Source organism: Brotaphodocola sp., from assembly GCF_983179755.1.
The window spans coordinates 119,942-138,315 of sequence record NZ_CFAHBC010000005.1; the positions used below are offsets into that span (position 1 = coordinate 119,942).

The 18,374-nt window shown below is 45.8% G+C and carries 22 protein-coding genes and 1 tRNA gene; all 23 read right to left on the reverse strand.

What is annotated here, in order from left to right:
• Position 1 precedes the first annotated feature (1 nt).
• Positions 2-277 (reverse strand): DUF2577 domain-containing protein, encoded by a 276-nt coding sequence (locus AC4EVX_RS03835; protein ID WP_490159625.1) that lies wholly within the window; start codon positions 275-277, stop codon positions 2-4.
• 25 nt (positions 278-302) lie between these two features.
• Entirely contained in the window at positions 303-1,328 is a 1,026-nt protein-coding gene (locus tag AC4EVX_RS03840; protein ID WP_490159601.1) for an XkdQ/YqbQ family protein, read from the reverse strand.
• A gap of 7 nt (positions 1,329-1,335) precedes the next feature.
• Complete coding sequence (locus AC4EVX_RS03845) at positions 1,336-2,040, reverse strand: hypothetical protein (protein WP_490159602.1); 705 nt, start codon at positions 2,038-2,040, stop codon at positions 1,336-1,338.
• Positions 2,041-2,050: 10 nt separating this feature from the next.
• Positions 2,051-4,018 carry a tape measure protein gene (locus tag AC4EVX_RS03850; protein ID WP_490159603.1) on the reverse strand — a complete coding sequence of 656 codons (1,968 nt, stop codon included), beginning with the start codon at positions 4,016-4,018 and terminating at the stop codon, positions 2,051-2,053.
• 169 nt (positions 4,019-4,187) lie between these two features.
• Positions 4,188-4,613 carry a phage tail assembly chaperone gene (locus AC4EVX_RS03855; RefSeq protein WP_490159604.1) on the reverse strand — a complete coding sequence of 142 codons (426 nt, stop codon included), beginning with the start codon at positions 4,611-4,613 and terminating at the stop codon, positions 4,188-4,190.
• Positions 4,614-4,640: 27 nt separating this feature from the next.
• A complete protein-coding gene (locus AC4EVX_RS03860; protein ID WP_490159605.1) occupies positions 4,641-5,117 on the reverse strand; it encodes a phage tail tube protein in 477 nt (158 codons plus the stop codon).
• 14 nt (positions 5,118-5,131) lie between these two features.
• Complete coding sequence (locus tag AC4EVX_RS03865; RefSeq protein WP_490159606.1) at positions 5,132-6,487, reverse strand: phage tail sheath family protein; 1,356 nt, start codon at positions 6,485-6,487, stop codon at positions 5,132-5,134.
• 1 nt (position 6,488) lies between these two features.
• On the reverse strand, positions 6,489-6,668 hold the full coding sequence (locus AC4EVX_RS03870) for a hypothetical protein (RefSeq protein WP_490159607.1): 180 nt from the start codon (positions 6,666-6,668) through the stop codon (positions 6,489-6,491).
• Positions 6,646-7,104, reverse strand: a complete 459-nt coding sequence (locus AC4EVX_RS03875) for a phage tail terminator family protein (protein ID WP_490159608.1) — start codon at positions 7,102-7,104, stop codon at positions 6,646-6,648. Before AC4EVX_RS03875 ends, AC4EVX_RS03870 begins: the two co-directional genes overlap by 23 nt.
• On the reverse strand, positions 7,101-7,598 hold the full coding sequence (locus AC4EVX_RS03880; protein WP_490159609.1) for an HK97 gp10 family phage protein: 498 nt from the start codon (positions 7,596-7,598) through the stop codon (positions 7,101-7,103). The genes AC4EVX_RS03875 and AC4EVX_RS03880 overlap by 4 nt, the downstream gene beginning before the upstream one ends.
• Positions 7,599-7,602: 4 nt before the next feature.
• Positions 7,603-8,010 (reverse strand): hypothetical protein, encoded by a 408-nt coding sequence (locus AC4EVX_RS03885; RefSeq protein WP_490159610.1) that lies wholly within the window; start codon positions 8,008-8,010, stop codon positions 7,603-7,605.
• Positions 8,000-8,542 carry a DUF4054 domain-containing protein gene (locus AC4EVX_RS03890; protein WP_490159626.1) on the reverse strand — a complete coding sequence of 181 codons (543 nt, stop codon included), beginning with the start codon at positions 8,540-8,542 and terminating at the stop codon, positions 8,000-8,002. The genes AC4EVX_RS03885 and AC4EVX_RS03890 overlap by 11 nt, the downstream gene beginning before the upstream one ends.
• Complete coding sequence (locus AC4EVX_RS03895) at positions 8,542-8,856, reverse strand: hypothetical protein (RefSeq protein WP_490159611.1); 315 nt, start codon at positions 8,854-8,856, stop codon at positions 8,542-8,544. The genes AC4EVX_RS03890 and AC4EVX_RS03895 overlap by 1 nt, the downstream gene beginning before the upstream one ends.
• 11 nt (positions 8,857-8,867) lie before the next feature.
• Complete coding sequence (locus AC4EVX_RS03900; RefSeq protein ID WP_490159612.1) at positions 8,868-9,908, reverse strand: DUF2184 domain-containing protein; 1,041 nt, start codon at positions 9,906-9,908, stop codon at positions 8,868-8,870.
• A gap of 13 nt (positions 9,909-9,921) precedes the next feature.
• Positions 9,922-10,425: a structural cement protein Gp24 gene (locus AC4EVX_RS03905; protein ID WP_490159613.1), complete on the reverse strand. Its 504-nt coding sequence runs from the start codon at positions 10,423-10,425 to the stop codon at positions 9,922-9,924.
• Entirely contained in the window at positions 10,425-11,666 is a 1,242-nt protein-coding gene (locus AC4EVX_RS03910) for a DUF2213 domain-containing protein (RefSeq protein WP_490159614.1), read from the reverse strand. The genes AC4EVX_RS03905 and AC4EVX_RS03910 overlap by 1 nt, the downstream gene beginning before the upstream one ends.
• A 158-nt stretch (positions 11,667-11,824) precedes the next feature.
• Complete coding sequence (locus AC4EVX_RS03915; protein ID WP_490159615.1) at positions 11,825-12,088, reverse strand: hypothetical protein; 264 nt, start codon at positions 12,086-12,088, stop codon at positions 11,825-11,827.
• Positions 12,063-13,577: a phage minor capsid protein gene (locus AC4EVX_RS03920; RefSeq protein WP_490159616.1), complete on the reverse strand. Its 1,515-nt coding sequence runs from the start codon at positions 13,575-13,577 to the stop codon at positions 12,063-12,065. Before AC4EVX_RS03920 ends, AC4EVX_RS03915 begins: the two co-directional genes overlap by 26 nt.
• Positions 13,543-15,033 carry a phage portal protein gene (locus tag AC4EVX_RS03925; RefSeq protein WP_490159617.1) on the reverse strand — a complete coding sequence of 497 codons (1,491 nt, stop codon included), beginning with the start codon at positions 15,031-15,033 and terminating at the stop codon, positions 13,543-13,545. Before AC4EVX_RS03925 ends, AC4EVX_RS03920 begins: the two co-directional genes overlap by 35 nt.
• Positions 15,034-15,045: 12 nt before the next feature.
• Positions 15,046-16,350 carry a PBSX family phage terminase large subunit gene (locus AC4EVX_RS03930; RefSeq protein ID WP_490159618.1) on the reverse strand — a complete coding sequence of 435 codons (1,305 nt, stop codon included), beginning with the start codon at positions 16,348-16,350 and terminating at the stop codon, positions 15,046-15,048.
• Positions 16,325-17,242, reverse strand: coding sequence for a terminase small subunit (locus AC4EVX_RS03935; protein WP_490159619.1), 918 nt, complete (start codon positions 17,240-17,242; stop codon positions 16,325-16,327). Before AC4EVX_RS03935 ends, AC4EVX_RS03930 begins: the two co-directional genes overlap by 26 nt.
• A 380-nt stretch (positions 17,243-17,622) precedes the next feature.
• Positions 17,623-17,694, reverse strand: a tRNA-OTHER gene (locus AC4EVX_RS03940).
• Positions 17,695-17,940: 246 nt separating this feature from the next.
• The coding region (locus AC4EVX_RS03945) for a hypothetical protein (RefSeq protein WP_490159620.1) at positions 17,941-18,374 on the reverse strand (434 nt) is incomplete at its 5' end.

Below are 18,374 nucleotides of genomic sequence, written 5' to 3' on the forward strand. Positions count from 1 at the left end.
CTTACTGCACCTTTGAAAGCACAATATACCTCTGCCCTCTTTGTACCCTCAGCATCACCACACGATCTCCCGCCACGAGTCCCGGATTGATGACAACAGTTCCTCCCTCACCGCCTTGGACCGTCGCGGTTCTCGCAATGACAGAGTCTGTCAAAATCAATCCTGCTTCTGGTTTAGGCTGTGCCGTATTATCCACTAAAATCGCCAGCGGAGACACCGATGTAACCGTTCCAAATGCAAGTTCTGTCGGTTTCATTGCTTTTTGGTTTTCCTGCATGATTTGCTGAAGTTCTCCCAATAAATTAGACAACTGACATTCCCCCTAACTGGCTAAAATCCTTTACCTCAATACTCATTGTGTGCCCGCCATCCTCAAACGTATGCGTAACCTTCTCGGTCAACATCAAACGGACCACTGACAATTCCTTGATTGTTCCTAATTTCACTGGTATGATCATTCCTGCACGCAATCCCGGTATTCCTATTGCATCTATCGTAATTGTCTGAAGCACACGATTGTAATACTGTAAATATTGCTTACACATCTCATCAATTTGGGCTTCATTCAGATTTTCATCCACTTCATCATAATATTGCAAAAGCCCCCAGGTCTTGATCGTATCGGTATCCTCATGAATATAAACATCTGTTCGACCGGACTTCTCATTCTTCCGAACCAGTTTCACTCGATTATAAGTATCACTGTCAATATCGCGCTTGTATGTATAATCAGTGACCAAACTTTTGTCTCCAATCATGGTCTGAATATACATATTTTTTGCTTCTTTCAAGGTCAATTTTCCACAATCGTCGTAGAAGTTGTAGATCTTTCCTGTTTGCACGATCGCCTGAGATACTGCATCAAAGATAATATCCATGCAGGTTTCATTTTCTTTATCCAGATATGGAAACACATATCCCGGCTCTTCCATTTCCCCCACATTCAATCCAAAATTCTTCACAACCTGCTGAATAATCTGTGGTAACGTCATATTTTGAAATAAATGACTTGCATTTGATTTTAAATAACGAAGCTGATCATGAGCCGTATAGGACACTTCTCCTTCGCGGTTGCGTTCCGCAGTAAAAACATATCCTTTGAAAAGTTTTTTACCGCTCACAGATAATTCCACCGAACTTCCTTCTGAAATTGCAATCCCAGAATCCTCCAAGCAGGTAAAGGAAAGTGATGCCGGATTGTCAAATCGCTGTGTGGTCAACTCTATTTTTGATGCCACATCGGCATAATCTGTCTGAATTGTCCGTATTATTTCATTTGAATCATTCAAAACCGTTGTCTGAACGACCAAAGACACATTATCGATCACTTCTCAGTCACCCCGTTATCTCCAATTGACTTTCCTTTACCCAACCGTAAGAACCTACATGTATCGGATACTCCGCGCCCGAAACGATTCTAGTTACAGTCGTACTGACATTCACCGCTGTCCCATGCGGTTTTCCACCAGCGCTATCATAACAATACTCTCCGTTTACAATCACACCTGCGCCGACTCGCATAGCGGATGTTTCTACTGGACGCTCAGTTTCTGATGTTGTTTGCGCTTCTGGTTCTTCCTGAGTCTCCGGCTGTGTCAAAACGATATTGACCGTCTGCGGAGAATAATTTTTATACTCTTTCAGAGTAATGGAATAATGCATATCCCTTGGCTCCCCGCCTTTATCCTTGGTCTCGAACTCGCTCACAACACAACGCATATTAGTATCGTACAATCCAGAACGACTTATAATCAACCGACATTTCTGCTGATTTTTTAGTGCGTTTTCAATCTGTTTAACGTAATCCTTCGGCTTTTTGCTTCGATTATTCACATACGGCGATTCTGTATCTCTTGGGAAAAAACTCTCCCAAGAGATCTCCTTTAATCCCGGCTTTTTCTGCACCAGGACCTTGCCAATGCCAATAACGTCATACTCCTTGTTGTTGCTTGGATATTTTATTTTTATCTCTTCCGGATTTACCGGAATTTTCAGCTTCTTGCCTCCGAAGCACAGATAAATTGCAGTTGTATTCTTCATAGTTCTCTCCTTATCCGTGCGATACTACCGTTCCTGCTGCGCGCTGTTCAATCAAAAGCGCCTTGAGCTTGTCCGCAATGTCCTGCGCTGTCAGATTCTTTGCCTCGCTCTCTGGAATTGATACTTCAATGTGAGGCGCGAGAGTTTTCAGTTCGATCTGGTTCATGTAACGTCGTTCAGCCAAGTTTCGGTATAGTTTCAGATCTTCATCAGACAGCTTGATGTCTTTATCGATCTTTCCAACACTTCCCACTTTTCCTACATTTCCGATATCTCCAATTCCGTCTCCGAGCTTCAAATCTCCAAAACTACCAGCAAGATCTGAAACATTCAGGCTCAGGTTATCCAATTTTGAACCCAGACCAGCGCCATAATTGCCCCACTGTTTCATCGTAGTTCCGATATCCAGATTTGCCATACGTTTGATCTGAATCGCATTTTCACCGAAGGTATTGTCAACCCACGATGACAAATTTCCGCGAAATCCACTTACTGCTCCAGAAAGATTTAAGCCTAAAAGTGCATCAATCGCACTGGCAACCGTCTCAATCATTCCAAGGATCACATCTAACGCATTGGAAAAAAGATGTGCCACATTCGCTACCGGATCATTAAATGCATTTGCAAAATACTCCGCAAATGTTGCGATAAAATTCCAGAGGGTCGCAAATACGTTGTAACCAACTGCATAAATAAATCCAAACACATTTCCAACAACAGATCCAACCTGTTGCATGCCAATTCCATATTGTTGCGCTGCAACCATTAAACTTGACAAGAATACCAATGCTAAAACAATATACCAATTCGCCAAAGCCCACGACGCAGCCTTTGCCACATTTCCTGCAATACTTGCAGTTGCTTCCGCTATTGCCGCCGCCTTTACGGCAGCAAGCGTCGCCACAACAAAGGTCAAAATAGGGATAATAAAATCCATATTGTCATGTACCCACAATGCACTCTGTCCAATCGCAGACAAAGCATCAACACCCGCTGATGCCAACGTCGAAAATAACTGGATTGCCTCACCAATCAGTGCCTGACCGCGGTCCGTATTCAAAAAATTATTCCATTGTGATGCCATATCCTGCACACCATGCTGAACAATGTTCTTTCCCATTGTCATCGCATCTGATAAAGTCATAGGAATGGATTCAAACTTTTTGTTGGTTTCATCTGCCATATCAAGTAGCGCGTTTTTTACAACCTGCGCCGTAACCTTGCCATCCTCGGCATACTTCTTGATCGATCCCGAAGCCCATCCCATACTTTCCTCAATGGTTCTTGCAATTCCCGGAGCAGCAGCAAGAATTGAGTTCAGATCCTGACCGCGGAGCACACCCGCCGCCATTGCCTGCGTCAGCTGGACCATTGCATTACTCTGCTCTTGCGCCGATGCTCCACCGATTTTGAATTGCTTATTCACCTGCTCAGTAAAAGCAATCAACTCCTGATTCGATGAGAATGCGTTCTTCGCATTAAGTCCCATCTTGCTGACGGCGTCTGCGGTATCAAAATATGATGACTTTGCACGCAAAGCAGATTGATAAATCAACTCATTCAGTTCCGCCGTTGTCTGCTGACCATCATTGATCAGGTTCATACGGGCATTGACCTGCGTTTGTGCATCTGCAAATCCAAGAAAGGATTTTGTCAAAGAAAGCGCACCACTTGCCACAACTATCTTTTGGATTGTTCCAAGCAATTTTTCTGATGCACGTTCTGTTTTCTCTGTCTCCTCTTTGTGTCTTCGTTGCTTCCCAACAATCTGCTCCAGAAGTTGATTCGTCTGCGCCGCCTGCTCTCCCAGCCCGCGGATTGCTCCGATCGTTGCCCCCGCAGACCGTCCCATCGCATGAGTCAAGCTCTTATCCAATGCCGTTGTAGTCGCAACTGCCCGATTTCCAAGCTCCAAAAAAGTATTAAATGACGATGAAAACTGATCAGTGAGGGACAATGTTTCGTTGATTACAGCCATCTATGTAATACCTCCTATTTGAGCTTTTCCAATTCTCGAGATTCTTTCATCAGTAACTCCGACATCAAAATGCGTTCTCGAACAGAAAGCCTCATTACTTCATGAGGGAAAACACCGTGATCGCACAACATTCTCTGCATCAATTGCACATCCACGGTGTTTTCCGAAATCAGTTTTTTGCCTCTTCCTCAAGCTCCTCTAAGCTGTCGTCATCGCCAATCATCTCATTGAGGTTTCTGATCTCTTTGACAAGCAGATCATACTCACCCATTGTCAGCATGCGTCCCGGAACATCCAGCGGATCTGTCGTCTTGTAATACGCACATAATTCAGCATCTTTGAAATTCGGAGTCACCACGCAGGCATCCACCAGAAGTTTTCCGTACTTATCCGTATCAAGTTCCTGGACAATACGACCATTCGCTCTCGTTTTCTTCATTGCTCGCTTCAGCAGACGATCGTTCGTCTCCTGATCAATCACACGAATGACAAACGGAATCGGTTTTCCATTTTCATCCACAGCTCTCTTTGTGATCACAACCTCCTTTGTCTCATCCATAACCGGCGGTAACAAAAACGCTTTAATATCTGCCATAACTTTATTCCTTCTTTCTTCTTATTTTTAGCTTCCAAGCTGTTCCGGATCATGAAACCAGTTGAGAACCTCGATGTTCGTAAACGAAAATCCCACTTCCATGTCCAGCACATTAGAATCGGCATCCAGCTTCGCGATCGGCAACTTGTTGAGCTTCACATTGTAAAAGACAACCGTCTGCGTTCCCACACTCGAAGTTGGATCATCATTTGTGATCTGAAGTGTGAAATACGGCAGTTTTCCTGTCTTTAAGTACTCCTGTAATAAGCGCAGGAAATACGGAGTTCCATAATACAGCGTCATCGTTCCAGATAATTTAACTCCGGTGGTTCTCACCTGAACCAAGGAAGTGCCAACAACCTTGAAGTCCTCTTCCTGAAAGCTCGCATCCGACTGAAATTTCTTCATGCTAAACATCTGATGGTTTTCACCATTGATTGTCATAAATCCATTTCCGGAGCTTCCATTAAGCGCATCGCGCTCAAGTAAAAAATTACCATCCATCTTCCACAACCTCCTTACTCAGTCACAGTGCCAGCCGACACATTCACTGTCATGTAAATCTTCTCAATGCTGTCCACCGGCTGAATCGCAACATCTACAATTACAGAGTCAACATCATTTCCCTCTGTCACAGAGACATCCTCTGCTTCAAAATTCTGAATTCCGTTGTTTGCCTGCATTTCATTTAAGTATCCCACGATCCATCCTGCCAGAAGATTGCGTCCTGCTTCATTGTTGTTGGTTTTTCCTACATAGTACAAAGCGAACTGCTTATACACATCATTGCAGAATTGATTCAGAACGCGCATTACACGGTTTTTGGAAAAACTCTTCTGCTTATCCACAGTAAAACTTGTCAGCGTGTTGATATCTGTACATACCTTGACCGTATCAAAACTGTCAATAAACACAATCTGACCGTTGTCGATTGCTTCTTCGATTTTTGCATCTGTCAGCTTCGGATTCGACTCTACGGCATCTGGATATCTGGCATATGTAAGTGATTCATTGTATTTGGCTCCTGCTTCTGCACCTCCGATCCACCACGTTACCTGCTGCGGCGAAAGAATCGTTCCATCAGAGAGCTTCACACCATTTCCAACAGAGATCACCCACTCACTGTTTGCAGTTTTTGCCTCCGCCAGAACTGCCTGACATTTCTTACCGATACTGTTGGAAACTCTTTTCGCAAAGGTTGCATATGCCTGCTGTACGGTTGCATCCGTCCCATCATACACAACAATATCGAACTGATACGGCTCTAATTCCGTCAGAAATTTTGCGTAATCGCCGGCGGTTGGTGTCGGATCTGTTCCTCCCGTTAAACTTTCCCCTGCGGATGCAGTCAACGTCTCTGTTCCGCTAAACGCAACCCACTGATTTCCGTGCAACTCTCTCGCTGTCTTTACACTCTGCTCATCAAGAACATTTCCATCAACGATTGTGGATACGGTAAAAAGATCCTCTTCGTCCGGATCTGCCGAAACCATAATAATGATGTCGTTTCCTCTCTCACCTTCATACAAAGCCGTAGCGGTTAAGGCGCCAATCTTTGTTGATGCCTTTGCTCCGCCCGTACCAGATACTCGATACAGCAAAATTTTCGACGGTCCAGATGTCACATCGGTTCCTTTCATCATTTCCCGTAAGAACAGAGCACTATCTGAAGTGATGTCATGACCAATAATGTTTTTTACATCATCGCCAGGAATAATTTCCTGCATGATCCCAACACGTCCCCAAGACATCGGCTCCGCAATTGCCACAATTCCCTTGTCTCCAATATTGGCACCGATGTTTCCTCGTGACCTCGTATTGATATACACACCCGGCTGACGTTTGTTCTGGCTTGTCCATGTTCCTCCTGCCATCCTACTTTCCTCCCTTCAAATATTTGTCCAAAAGCTCTTTTGCTCCTGAAATGGAATAAGCTGGCTTCACCAGAATCGTCCTGGCAAAGTCCGGCTGATACCCGGACAGATGTTTGCTCTTTAAGAGTTTCTCTGTCGGATACAGGGTCTCATTATTATTATGTTTTTTTAATGCCGGCATAATTTTCCTCCATATCTTGCATCTTAATCTCATCTTCTGAAAAGCTGACGCGCTGGCAAATATGGAACTGATAATGCAGTTCATCATCTTCCTCATGCCATTGCCTCTCTTCCGTCCGGATCAGAGCCTCATTTCCCTGAGAATCCCTATACATAAACCGCTCAAGAGAGGCATCCAGAAATTCAGCCACCTCATAAATCTGAGCATTGCGGTCGACGATGTTTCGTTGCTGTACAAACACAATATCCATTGCCAGATCTCTGCCCATTCTGCTTCCAATATGAGGTTCTATCGTAACGGGTGAAGTGAAGAAAATAAAAAAGCAAGGAAATTTTGTTCCTTGCTGATTCGGGCTATCATAAACGGGATACTTCGGATACCTCTCAGAAAGCAATGTCGCCAAACTGTTCAAAACTGATTTTAATGAAAAAATCACTTCATTGCCTCCTTTACTCGTTTCTCCAACTCGCTCCGAACTACACTCCGGTATCTTCCAATTGCTGCTTCTTTCATGTGTTTTCCAGGTACATAGGTTGTTTTTGTTCCAACCACAATACCGCCAGATCCATCCGGACTTCTTTCCAGCAGATTCCCATTCACAATCAATCCCGGAACGAAATGCTTATCTACTCGATGACCATCATTTACATAAGATGCATATTGCATGTTGTTATTTAACTCTGTGTAAACACTTCCGCCTGTCACGACGGGTGTCGTAATGCTATCCGTTGACCAATGTTGTGCCATCTGACCACTTCTCATATTCGTTCCGGCAAGCGTTCCATCATTAGGCGGTGTCTTCTCTGTTGCCACTCGAACCGCCTCAATCGTTGCTCCCTCAATCACCTCTGCCATAATCTTTGGAACATTTTCTCCTGTCTTTCTCAGCTCTTCCAATCGTTTTCGCATCTGACTTCCGAAACTCGACAAGAAATCACCTCCCCGATTCAATCAGATTATCTCTCAAAAGAACAACCTCTTTATGCTCCAATCCCGTCAACGACCCGCCAACTGGATCGTAAAAATCCTGTGGTGATCCAGCAAGATATCTTTCTGCCTGATTTGCACGACCAAGATTTCCACCTCGAATCACATGAAGTTCATCGCCCGCACAGAGATCCACCTCAAGGTCACAGGAGAGCTTATCCTCTCCCCTGGATCTTGCCGCATCATCCGTGATGCTTGGGCTTCCGGTCCCTGTATGGTACACACGACACGGGATGCCTTCTGCAACTTTCCTGCGCTCCTGCCTCGAAATACTTCCATCTTTTGTTGAAATCACCCGGTATACATCCATGAGATCCGTGTACCAGCCCTCAAAAATAGGATTATCAAATAACATACATGCCTCCCATTCCAACCAATCGAGCAAGTGTCACAAGCTGTTGTCCATACTGCGTAGCATTCCAGCTTCCCCACTTTTCCGTTCCAATCGTTACTGCTGAATTGTCATAACTGACGGATGTATCTCCCATCGTGGTGCTCTTTATGACACCTGCCGGCTGTGCCTTCGCAACCACCTGCGCCGTCCCAGATGATGCCGGAGCATATGTCTTTAAATACATTGTTGAAAAGTGTGCCAGATAAAGCCCCGCAGCATAACGCCACATGCTTCCCCAGCGCGACGGAAGAACGCTGTCATTTGCCTGCGTCAGAAACATATTCAGGATTCCTTCCGGAAGAAGATCCTGACTCTCAGGATCTTTCCCTTCCTCCGATGAAACTTTTTTCGTAAACTGTGGAAAGTCCTCCCGGAACATTTCCTTCGTGTAAGCTCCCCGCTCTCCCGGCTGTGTAAGATTTGCTGCCTGCTCTTTCGCTGACTGAAACCTCGACGTCATCGGATTCGTGCTTCCATACGGCCACATCGACATCACTCTTTCTTTCCGCTCTTGGTCTTCACAGACTTCTTGGCATCCTCAGAAGCATCTTCATCTGTTACCACCTTTTCTGCATCCGGGCGGATATCATGCTCTGTTGCCAGCTGTTCTGCTACTTCATCTGCCTTGTAAAGTTCCTTGTCCTTCGTTCCATCTGGGACCGCGATATTGCCACAAAGAATTGCTCTCTGAACCAGATCACTCTGTGCAACATCCTCCGGAATCTCTCCAATATAGTTCTTTTTGATCAGATACAGCGAGCCGTCTGCTCGCCTTACCTGATAATTTCTCTTTGATACAATAAACATCTTGCTCCTCCTTAGATTCCATCTACATAAATCATCGACTGATCGTAAAACATCTCCACCTCGGACAGATTGCCGGCATATGCGGTATCAAAGCAAAAATCCTGAGTATTGGAGCTTGTCATTGCTCTCGTAAGCGGAGCAAGCTCATCCATCGCAAGGAAACGCTCCTCGTTGCGATAAACCACCATACGATCCGCGCCTGCGTCTCCGGCGCCTTTGCACCACTTTGTTGCAGCGATTACAAGATCTGAGCCATTCTGTTTTGCGACATTATTCTCGAGAAGGAACGTCAAAATGGTCTTCTCCGCCAGCTCAGTCACCTTGGTTGTTGCAAGATAGTTAAACTGCTCATACGGCATAAGGATGTGATTTGGAATTGCACTGTTGTCATACTCACAGGACGACCATGCCAGCAGGATTGCATCGTTGATGTCCTTTAAGATCTGATCTGGGGTCTTATCCTTGAATTTTGTGCTTGGCGAAGTCTTTCCGTTAGACTCAGCATTCGTCACCGTTACATCTTCGTTGTTTACGAGACCGGTTGTTCCATATCTCGCAAAACCGGCATAGGTATTCTCATCCAGATGCTTGTCGTAAGCCATTCTGAGTCCATCGCGAAGCAGAGTGTCTATATTACGACCAGTCATGTTTCCTCTCTGCATATCGATCCACATGACGCGAGTGCCTGCCGCGATCATATGTGCCTTGTGCTGACCCTTGGAGAAATCCGCCTGTACCATTGGAATTCCGTTTGAACCACCAGAATGTACCAGATTATCTCCAGATCCACCAGTAATGCCATAACCGACCTGCATAGTGGAAACGAACTCAGCCCAACCACCACCGACACGAATCGGAATATCTCTCGCATATGTAAAACTTGTGAGCGGTGTCCGAATAATCGGATCTCTCTTCTCAAGCTCAGATGATAAAAATGCCTGACCAGATGCGATTCCGGCTGCATCCATAGTGAATGTCGCCACATTTGCACTTCCTGCGGATCTGCTCACCGCTCTTCCCAAATCATAAGTACCTACATTTTTAAACGCCATGTCTCATTCCCTCCTATGCATTTAAGATGGTCAGGATTCTCATCTCTGCCACACCATTGGCATCCGCGCTTCCCTTCCACTGTGCGTTTGTCAGTTTCACATTCTTACCGGTATCGGCTGTTGCCTCGAATCCGCCGACAACTGCATTCGGATAGGACTCATTTTTAACAGTACGAATATAGACGTCTCCGCCGGCAGTCGGAGTTCCGTTCTGGCAAATTACATTCACACAGCCACGCTTCATGACTGGAACAGCATCGCCAACACGATAACTTCCTTCATTCTGATTCATGTAATCCATTGCAGATTTTACTTCGCGAACTGCAACACCAACAAACTTTCCTGCGGTAGATGCCGTCTCCCACGGTTTTACCGCCCCTGCTGTTCCAAGCACTACCGGAGCACCGAATGCGATCTCACCTTCACTCGGATGGGTGTCCACCACCATGTCTGCCTGTCTCGCATAACTGCCGGCATATCCATGTGGCATGCTCTTTCCAATTACCTGTCCTTTCATTACTCGTTCTCCTTTCTCTTGTGCGGGTTTCTTGCATCATAAGCAGCCTGACACTGATCCACATTCATCACAGAAGCTTTATCCGCAGTCTTCTTGGCATTTGCCTGCGATGCTTTTAAGATCGCACTGATATCGCTATTTGCATCCCTCGTAGTAACGAGTTTGATCAGTGCATCAGAAACTGCCTTTCTCTGTGCTGAATCCTGAATGGATGCCACAGTCGGGCGCATTGCCTTTAAAATTCCAAGAGCGATTGCTTTGTCCATTCCTTCGTTAGTCTCTTCATCCATTTCGCCAACCGGAACAACCTTCGCCTCACCGTTTTCCTGATCATCCCCCTTCGGATCTTCGTCTTTGCCTCCCTCTAAAGATTCAATTGCCTCGTCCATCGGGTCTTTTTCTTCTTTTTTCGTCGCCGGATCAAGAAACTCTAAAAGTCTGTCAATTTTCTTGTCTAAGGCATTCAGGAACTCTGAATCTTTTGCGGATGTCTCTCCCGCACCGTCCGGCTTGTCTTCTGGACTCTTTTTCTCCTCCAAATTGCTTTCCTCCTGTCCCTTTGTTTCTTCCGCATCTAAGGCGACTGCGGCATCCATCGCCATCTGCTCGATCTCTTCCGGACTCTTATCCTTGACAGCCTGACCGAAGAGTTTAAAAAATAATCCTGTTTTGCTCATTACTTTCCTTTCTGGCTTTTTCGCCTCGTTTTTATCTGAATCTAAAATAGCGGCTCGTTTTCCGGCTCTTCCCCGGTCAACTACCGCTACATGATTCCCTCTGATATTTTTCTGGCTGTATGTGCCATCTTCATTTTTTACATAATCGCATTCATATCCGCAACTGATCTCCCGCTTTCCATTCTGGATCGCATCGATCAGGTCTCTGTCATGAATATGAAGATCCGCAATCATATAATCCTTCCACTCGCCTGTTCCCCGCCGGATGTTCTGCGCATGCCCCATCTCATATGTTTTCACCTCATCCGGTCCAATCAGTCCCGGCGGATGATCATTCGTCACCGGCTTTCCCTCGAAAGACGCCAAAGTTGCTTCTGAGAACACCTCATCCGGAGGTCGAACAACAGCAATGATCTGCTCGGACTCCCCGCCTGAAAGTCCCAACTCACTTCCGAGATAGTCCTGTGTTCCGGTGCGGGCGATTGGCACATTTTTGCAAATTAAAAAGCCCTCACCAGTTTCGATCTGGTTAGGACTTATCGTATAGCCATAATATGCAAGCATCTATTATTCCCTTTCCACTCATTCCCCTTAGTTTTTACAACCATAATGCTGTTTAATCCAAGTCAACACATCCACACAATCACCTCCTGCCGTCACGATATCGAAATCTTTCTTAAAAATGAGTATGAAAATACCACCGGTCATAATGGCTGATGGTATTAATTTGTTTGATAATAAATATCATCGCGGATACTTTCAAGCATATACGTTTTCTCTGAAGGCTCCTGACCTTCATCCATCCAGTAAACTGACTCATCTTCCACAAAATCCATGAAATCAATTTTAGTATCCACATCTACAACAAAATGACCATTGTTCTCAGCACTAAGCACTCGCTGTACCAGTGGCTGATCTGGATACATTTGCTTTAAAAATTCAATCTGCTCTTTTGTCAGTTCAAACTCCCTTTCCATTTCTTTCATTTAATCGCCTCGCTACATCACTATCCGTAGGGTTACACTGAATTAACATTCCCGTATCTGGGTTAATAGAAACCGTTGCATTCGCGCCAACATATCTCTGGCTTCTGTCCCCTTTAGTATCTGTCACAATTTTTCTGACATCAAGAGGGTTCTTCAGCGCATTCTGAATATCTTCCACGGTTACTCCCGATCTGGATCTTCCAGTTTTCGGGTCCTTCATAGTTCCGATCACACGTTCTATAAAGTGCTTTCTCTGACCAGTTATTTTTGTTCCCTGTACTGTTTCAATTTCAATCATTTTAGCATCGATTTCATCATGAAGACGAACGTAATTCTTCACACCCGACAGCGGAGAAATCATCCCCTTCTTCACAGATTTCTTATAATCCTCGTACAGATGCCATCTCTTAGGATCATTATACTTCAAATCCCTGAACTTCGCAAAGTCTTTCGGCACATCATTCCCAAGAATTGCTCGATACTCTTTATGCTGCTTCATATCACGGAGGAGCTGCTGCCGGTTCTTCTCTTTTTCCCGATACGCCGCGATCTGCTTCTTCGTCCGTGGATCCCGGCTCAGAGGATTCTTTTCGATGCTTGAAAAGTCCTTGTCCTTCTGGATCTGCTCCGCGCTCTTGCCGATCGTGGTGTACTTGACCAGGCTGTGCAGGCAGTTCGGATGGATATTCAGGTATGTGTTTGAAAGATCGTTGCTCCCAGAAGTATCAATCTTTCCGAACGCTATACTCAGAGGCGGGTAATCCGGATTTGCTCCGCTTTTTGAATATACACGCCCTTCTAGTGGTGCACACACCGAACAAGTCGTTCCAACCTTCACAATTTGCCAGAGATCATATTCATCGGATGTCAGGAGCGCCGCCACCTCAGCTTGTCTGGCTGTCGTTCGGACTGCCATGTTTCCATAAGCCTGCATACTCCATTTCCGCCCTGCCTTATCTGTAAAACCGGTGATTCCATTTGTCTCCATCTCCTTCACAAGATCCTGACTGGACTTGATCCACGGCTTTCCCGATGCCTCTTGTCTAAGAATCTCCTCCAAAGCAAGTTTTCGATATGGATCGTTCTCCAATCTGGCGATTGTAAATACCTTTTCAACGCTCTTCTTTGCAGTTCCCGCCATCTCCATCAACTCGCCCTGAAGGTTGTTTGCCAGTTGCTCCATAATGGCAATCTGTGACGCAGAGTGCGTTCCGGTAATATCTCTCGCATTGGCATATCCCGTAGCATCTTTGTCTGAGTGATAAAAGATCATCTCGATCATCGCCGGCACATAGCTCCATGAAGTGTCTACCATGTTCTGCAAGATCCGCTGAACTCGTTCTAGTGCTATCACCTCTGCATATTCCACCTGACCCAACGTGCGCTTTTTGCTGATCTCTTTAATCAATTCCTGCTCTGTCCGAAGAAACAGATTCCGAAGCAATACCGTGATGTCAGCTTTCTCCGGCGGTCGGATCTTCATTGCCATCTCCTATTTCATCCTCTCCTGTATTTTCTGGAAAAGAAAATCCCGCCATAGGATCTTGCATGCCACGAGTCTCTGAGTAGAACTTGCCCTTTCCTGCTTCGATCGCTTCGTCCGTGATCTTGCTGTAAAGCCCAGTCTCGTCAGACAGATTCTTTAGCTCCTGCATAGCGGTTGCTGCATCAATCAGATCACTCTGATATACTGCCAGAATCGCACTACTCTTTCGCTCTGTGATCTCTGCCACATCCTTCGCATCTGGCGTCTGCATTGGCGGGAAATCGATGTCCATATCATCAGGAATTCTGCCCCACGCAGACAATTCCATAATCGGAAGTAAACGCTCGATCACTCCCCGAAGCTCTGTCTCCCTCAGCCCGTCTATGTAATCATAATAGTTCTTCAGATCTGATTCTCCGGTTGCATTCATGCCGGCCGGGGATCGCCCAAACAGCTTTGTCACCGGTGTCCTCGCTGCGCCGGCTACATCCATCATTACACGATCATAGACATCGGGAAGTCCGGTAAAGGTATACTGAGTGTTGTGAATCGAGTCACCTTTGTTGATCATCCGGGTTCCAAAATTACTCTCCATCATGGACTGCGCCGCCAGCGTATTCCAGAACCGGCGCTGAATCTCTGAATTTGCCGATCCCAGAAGCTGATCCAAGCCGTCAGTCTCCTGATAATTGATGTTTGCCCGAAATGTAAGTGCCGCAATGTTTCCTGCTACATTATCCCGGCGGGTCAATTCCTCGTAGATTGCCTCAATCTCTGACTCTCCCCAGTACTGTTCTGTCACCTGTTCCATCCAAGGAAGTTCCCTGCCGATAAAACGGATTACCCTGCTGTGATGCACCCTAGCAACCATACTTCCCGTCTCATCATTCCTAACCGTGTAGAACGCTGGCAATCCGTAGTCTGGATCTTCTGGATCTGTAACCAACTCTCCCTCGGGATACACACCATTCCACCGATCCAGAATATGAAGTCCCAAGAAACTTCCTGGCATAATCGTATCCAGATCCAACGGCATACTCATGTCATTATGTCCCTTGATCAAGATCACTCCCACTGCACCGCCGTAAAGCCGTCCCCAGTACATTCCAAGAAGCAGTTTATTCCGGATCTGTGTTCGACGCTCTAACTGAGTCATCTCTTTCAGATACTCCGGTGCAACGCTGGTCCTCAGATCATACCATTTCCGCAACATATCATTCGGAATCGTAGAGATGATGTTTTGAATGATCCAGTTCTCACGATACAGACTCGTCAGGAGTTGATGATTCTGCGTCATTCGGGTCATCGGATACTCTGTTGCCTGAAGTAGATCCATTGTCCCGAATCCAATCCTTGCAGCGGGATTAGAAAAGGCGTCCATCGTCATGACGGACGCCTTGGAATCCATATTCTGTTTTGAATCCGCCCTCATCCGGCGGGATGCCTTTCTTTTTGCCATCTATCTTTCCTCCTATGCACTGATCCTCCATTTTGGCAGAACCGTGTAACAATAATACCGCAATGCATCTGGACCGTGATCTTTCTGCTTCACAGGTTTTTCCTCTCCTCGCTCCATCGCTTTATCCTCCCAAACGTAAGATCTCATCTCTCCAAGCAACCCCTTGCAATTTTCTTTGTTAATCCGAATGTTTCGCTTTGCCAGAAGAGAGCCAACCACTCGAATTCCATCCGTTACTTCATTGTTTGCTGGTTTCACATACACACCGCGACTGCGAAGTTCCGCGATAAATGATGCTGCCGACGGGTCCACAACAACCATACACTGATCCTCTGGTGAACATCCCATAAACTCCTCCATATCTTTCGCATACTCAGCGTCTGTCCGTTGCGGGTTCCCGCTACGTCTTGCTTCCTCCGATCGGCTATCCCAACGGTACTCCCGATCAACCCACAGCGTCTCTCCATCATCCCACACTTCCAAAAATACACAAGGGTTTGTAGTTCCATAGTCCACAGTGATTGTCTTGGTCGCCGTACTCTTCAAGCTCACCGGACGTTCTGCATCCGTATACAGATTCCGATCCGTGAGCATTGTATAGATCAAACCTTCCGCCACAGCCCACAAACCTTTTATGTACCGAAGATAAAAGACTCCAGCGTACATCTCCCGATACTTTTCCTTTACCTTCTCAGAAAGGCTCAAATTATCATCCATAGTAAAGTGAAGGTATAAGATCCGCTTCTGTTTCTTTTTATCGATCCAATTCAGCTTGAACCAGTGCATCGGTCCCGCTGGGTTGCAGTTGAACCACCAAGTCGCACCCTCCACGGAACATCGACCGGTTGCCTGATTCACAAAACTCTCCGGCATCAGAGCAACCTCATCAAAAAAGGCTCCCGCCGCCGTGATACCCTGTATCAGGTCTTGGGAACCTTCATCTTTGCCACCAAATATATAAAAATAATTTGTTCTTTCTCCTCGTGTGACCTCCAACATATTCGGAAGATCTCCGGAAATGTGATAAATCCAGCGATATCCTCGACTTGTCAGCATCAGTTTGAGATTTTGAAGTACATTTCGCTTAAATGAACTGATCGTCTTTCCTGCCATGATAAAGTTCTGACCATCATACTTCTCCATCGCCCACATAACATAAGACAAACTCATGCTGACGGTCTTTCCGGAACGGATCGCGCCATCCGCAATGATTCCAACCGCATCTTTCACCGGGCTGTTATCTGCCCACCAGGTAAAGATCTGCCTCTGCTTCCGAGAGAACTTCTGGAACTTAAATATCGGACGTTTCTTCTTCATCTTCCGTATCCACCTCCAGAGAATCATCATCAGCCCAATCATCGGTAGCAGAACCATTCAGGGCATCTAAGAAACCATCGTCCTCAGCCACTTCTTCTGTATCGCCCATCTTTGCTTTAGCAGTTGCTATACGAAGACGTTGCTCTTCCGTAGCAATGTTCATGTGCTCCGCCAACCAGTCAAGAGCCTTCATCCGGTCGAGTAATTTGATGCTGGCGCCGTCTTTCCCTTGCTTCACCTCAGAGATAAGAGTTCCATCTACCTCGCCAGACTCTCGGAAGCGCACAGTATTCACCTCTTTTATCAGAGGTTCTTTCTTTCCTGTCTCTGGGTTCTTCACCTCAACCGGTCCGAACGCGCCCATCACCTGCACCTTTTCCCTTCCGAATTCGACATAGTCAGTAATGTCAGCGAAGGCAATGTCCATGTACTTCTGGAAGATGTCATGCTCATCCAGAAACTCGCGGTTAAGGCGGGATTGTTTTAACCGGTTGATTTCTGCTTTTACGACCACGTTTGACAACAGTTCAAAACCATGTGAATTTGCTGTGAAATAGTCACATCCATAGGCTTTTTGATATGCCTTTGTGGCATTGAAACAGCGAACATAATACAGGCAAAAAAGCCTTTGTTTATCGGACAAATCGGGGTTTTGAATAACCGACTCGACTTCCGGAACAACATCCTGTATGCTTATCATTTTGGAGGTCGATCTTTCTTTCGCAACGTTGCGTTTCTTTTGCAACGTTGCATCGTCCCAATTATATCGATTTTTCCAGCTTCGGATTGTCCCTTCTGGAACTCCAAGAAGCTCAGAGATCTCTATCAGCTTTCTACCTTTTAGAAACAGCTCTCTGGCCTGTTCCATTCTTGTATCTGGCGCTCTTGCCATGCATCACCACCTCTCATTCGTGCTTATTTTTTTAGGCATAAGAAAAGAGCATCCTCAATTGAGAATGCTCCAGCGTGATCTGAGGAATCGAACCCCACGGTATTAATCTATATTCCAGCTTTGCTAATGCAAACGAGTATTCATTACAGCCGATCACATTGAATACCGTTAACACCTCCTAAAATATTTACCTTAAGTTTAATATTTCTAGAGATCTGCTGTTCATAATTGATTGACACCCATTTGCTTATAAATGCCAAAGCCATAACTAGCATATTTATATATTATGATACCTCAATATCTTTAAAAAGTCAAAGAAAAGCACCCATCTCACGACAGGTGCTTTCAAAAGGGAGGTTGTTGGTATGTATCTATTTACATTGGAACAGCGGGGCTCGAACCCACGACCTCCCGAGCGTACTCGGGCGCTCTCCTAACTGAGCTACGTTCCATTGTGCGCTTCCAGTCTGAAAACAGTTGCCGTCTTCGCAGTCACCACGCATGCACAAGCCCCTGCTCTGTTAACTGTTTTCAAATCTGACTTTGTCAATCTCTCTGAGGTGTTGCGCTACGCTCAGTTCATCCGGGTGCGACCCAGCGAAATCATCTGCCGGGCTGTTACACCCGGCAAATAGGGGTCGTGTACAAGAAAAGCTGAAAACTGTGAGTGTTCACCTTCGGCTTCAGATTACATATTATCATGTTTCATCGGGACAAGGGGGGACATTTTCAATTTTCTCAAAATATCTCTGCCTCCGTTTCTTCACATTCTCATCCGTATACTTCTTCTTACGCTTCGGAAACATCCGGTTCATCCGATCAGCCACCTTCGCATCACTCAGACCGTCGATGAAATACAGCCGGAACATAATCCGCAGTTCTGATTTCTCAATGCTGTCTATGTACTCTTCCGCCTGTGTGGTGAGTTCCAAAAGTTCAGCCTCTTTCAGCTCCAGAATCTTTCTATAACGCTCGCGCGCTGTCTGCTTCCGGACATATATTGGATCCGGAATTCCTGTCACCTTGATCGGACCGATCGTCAGGTCTTTTCGCGATCCCGTCACCGTATCAGCCACAATCGGCGGATGCTCCAGAAACTTATCCAGTTTCATAATTCTCTGTCGTAAATCTT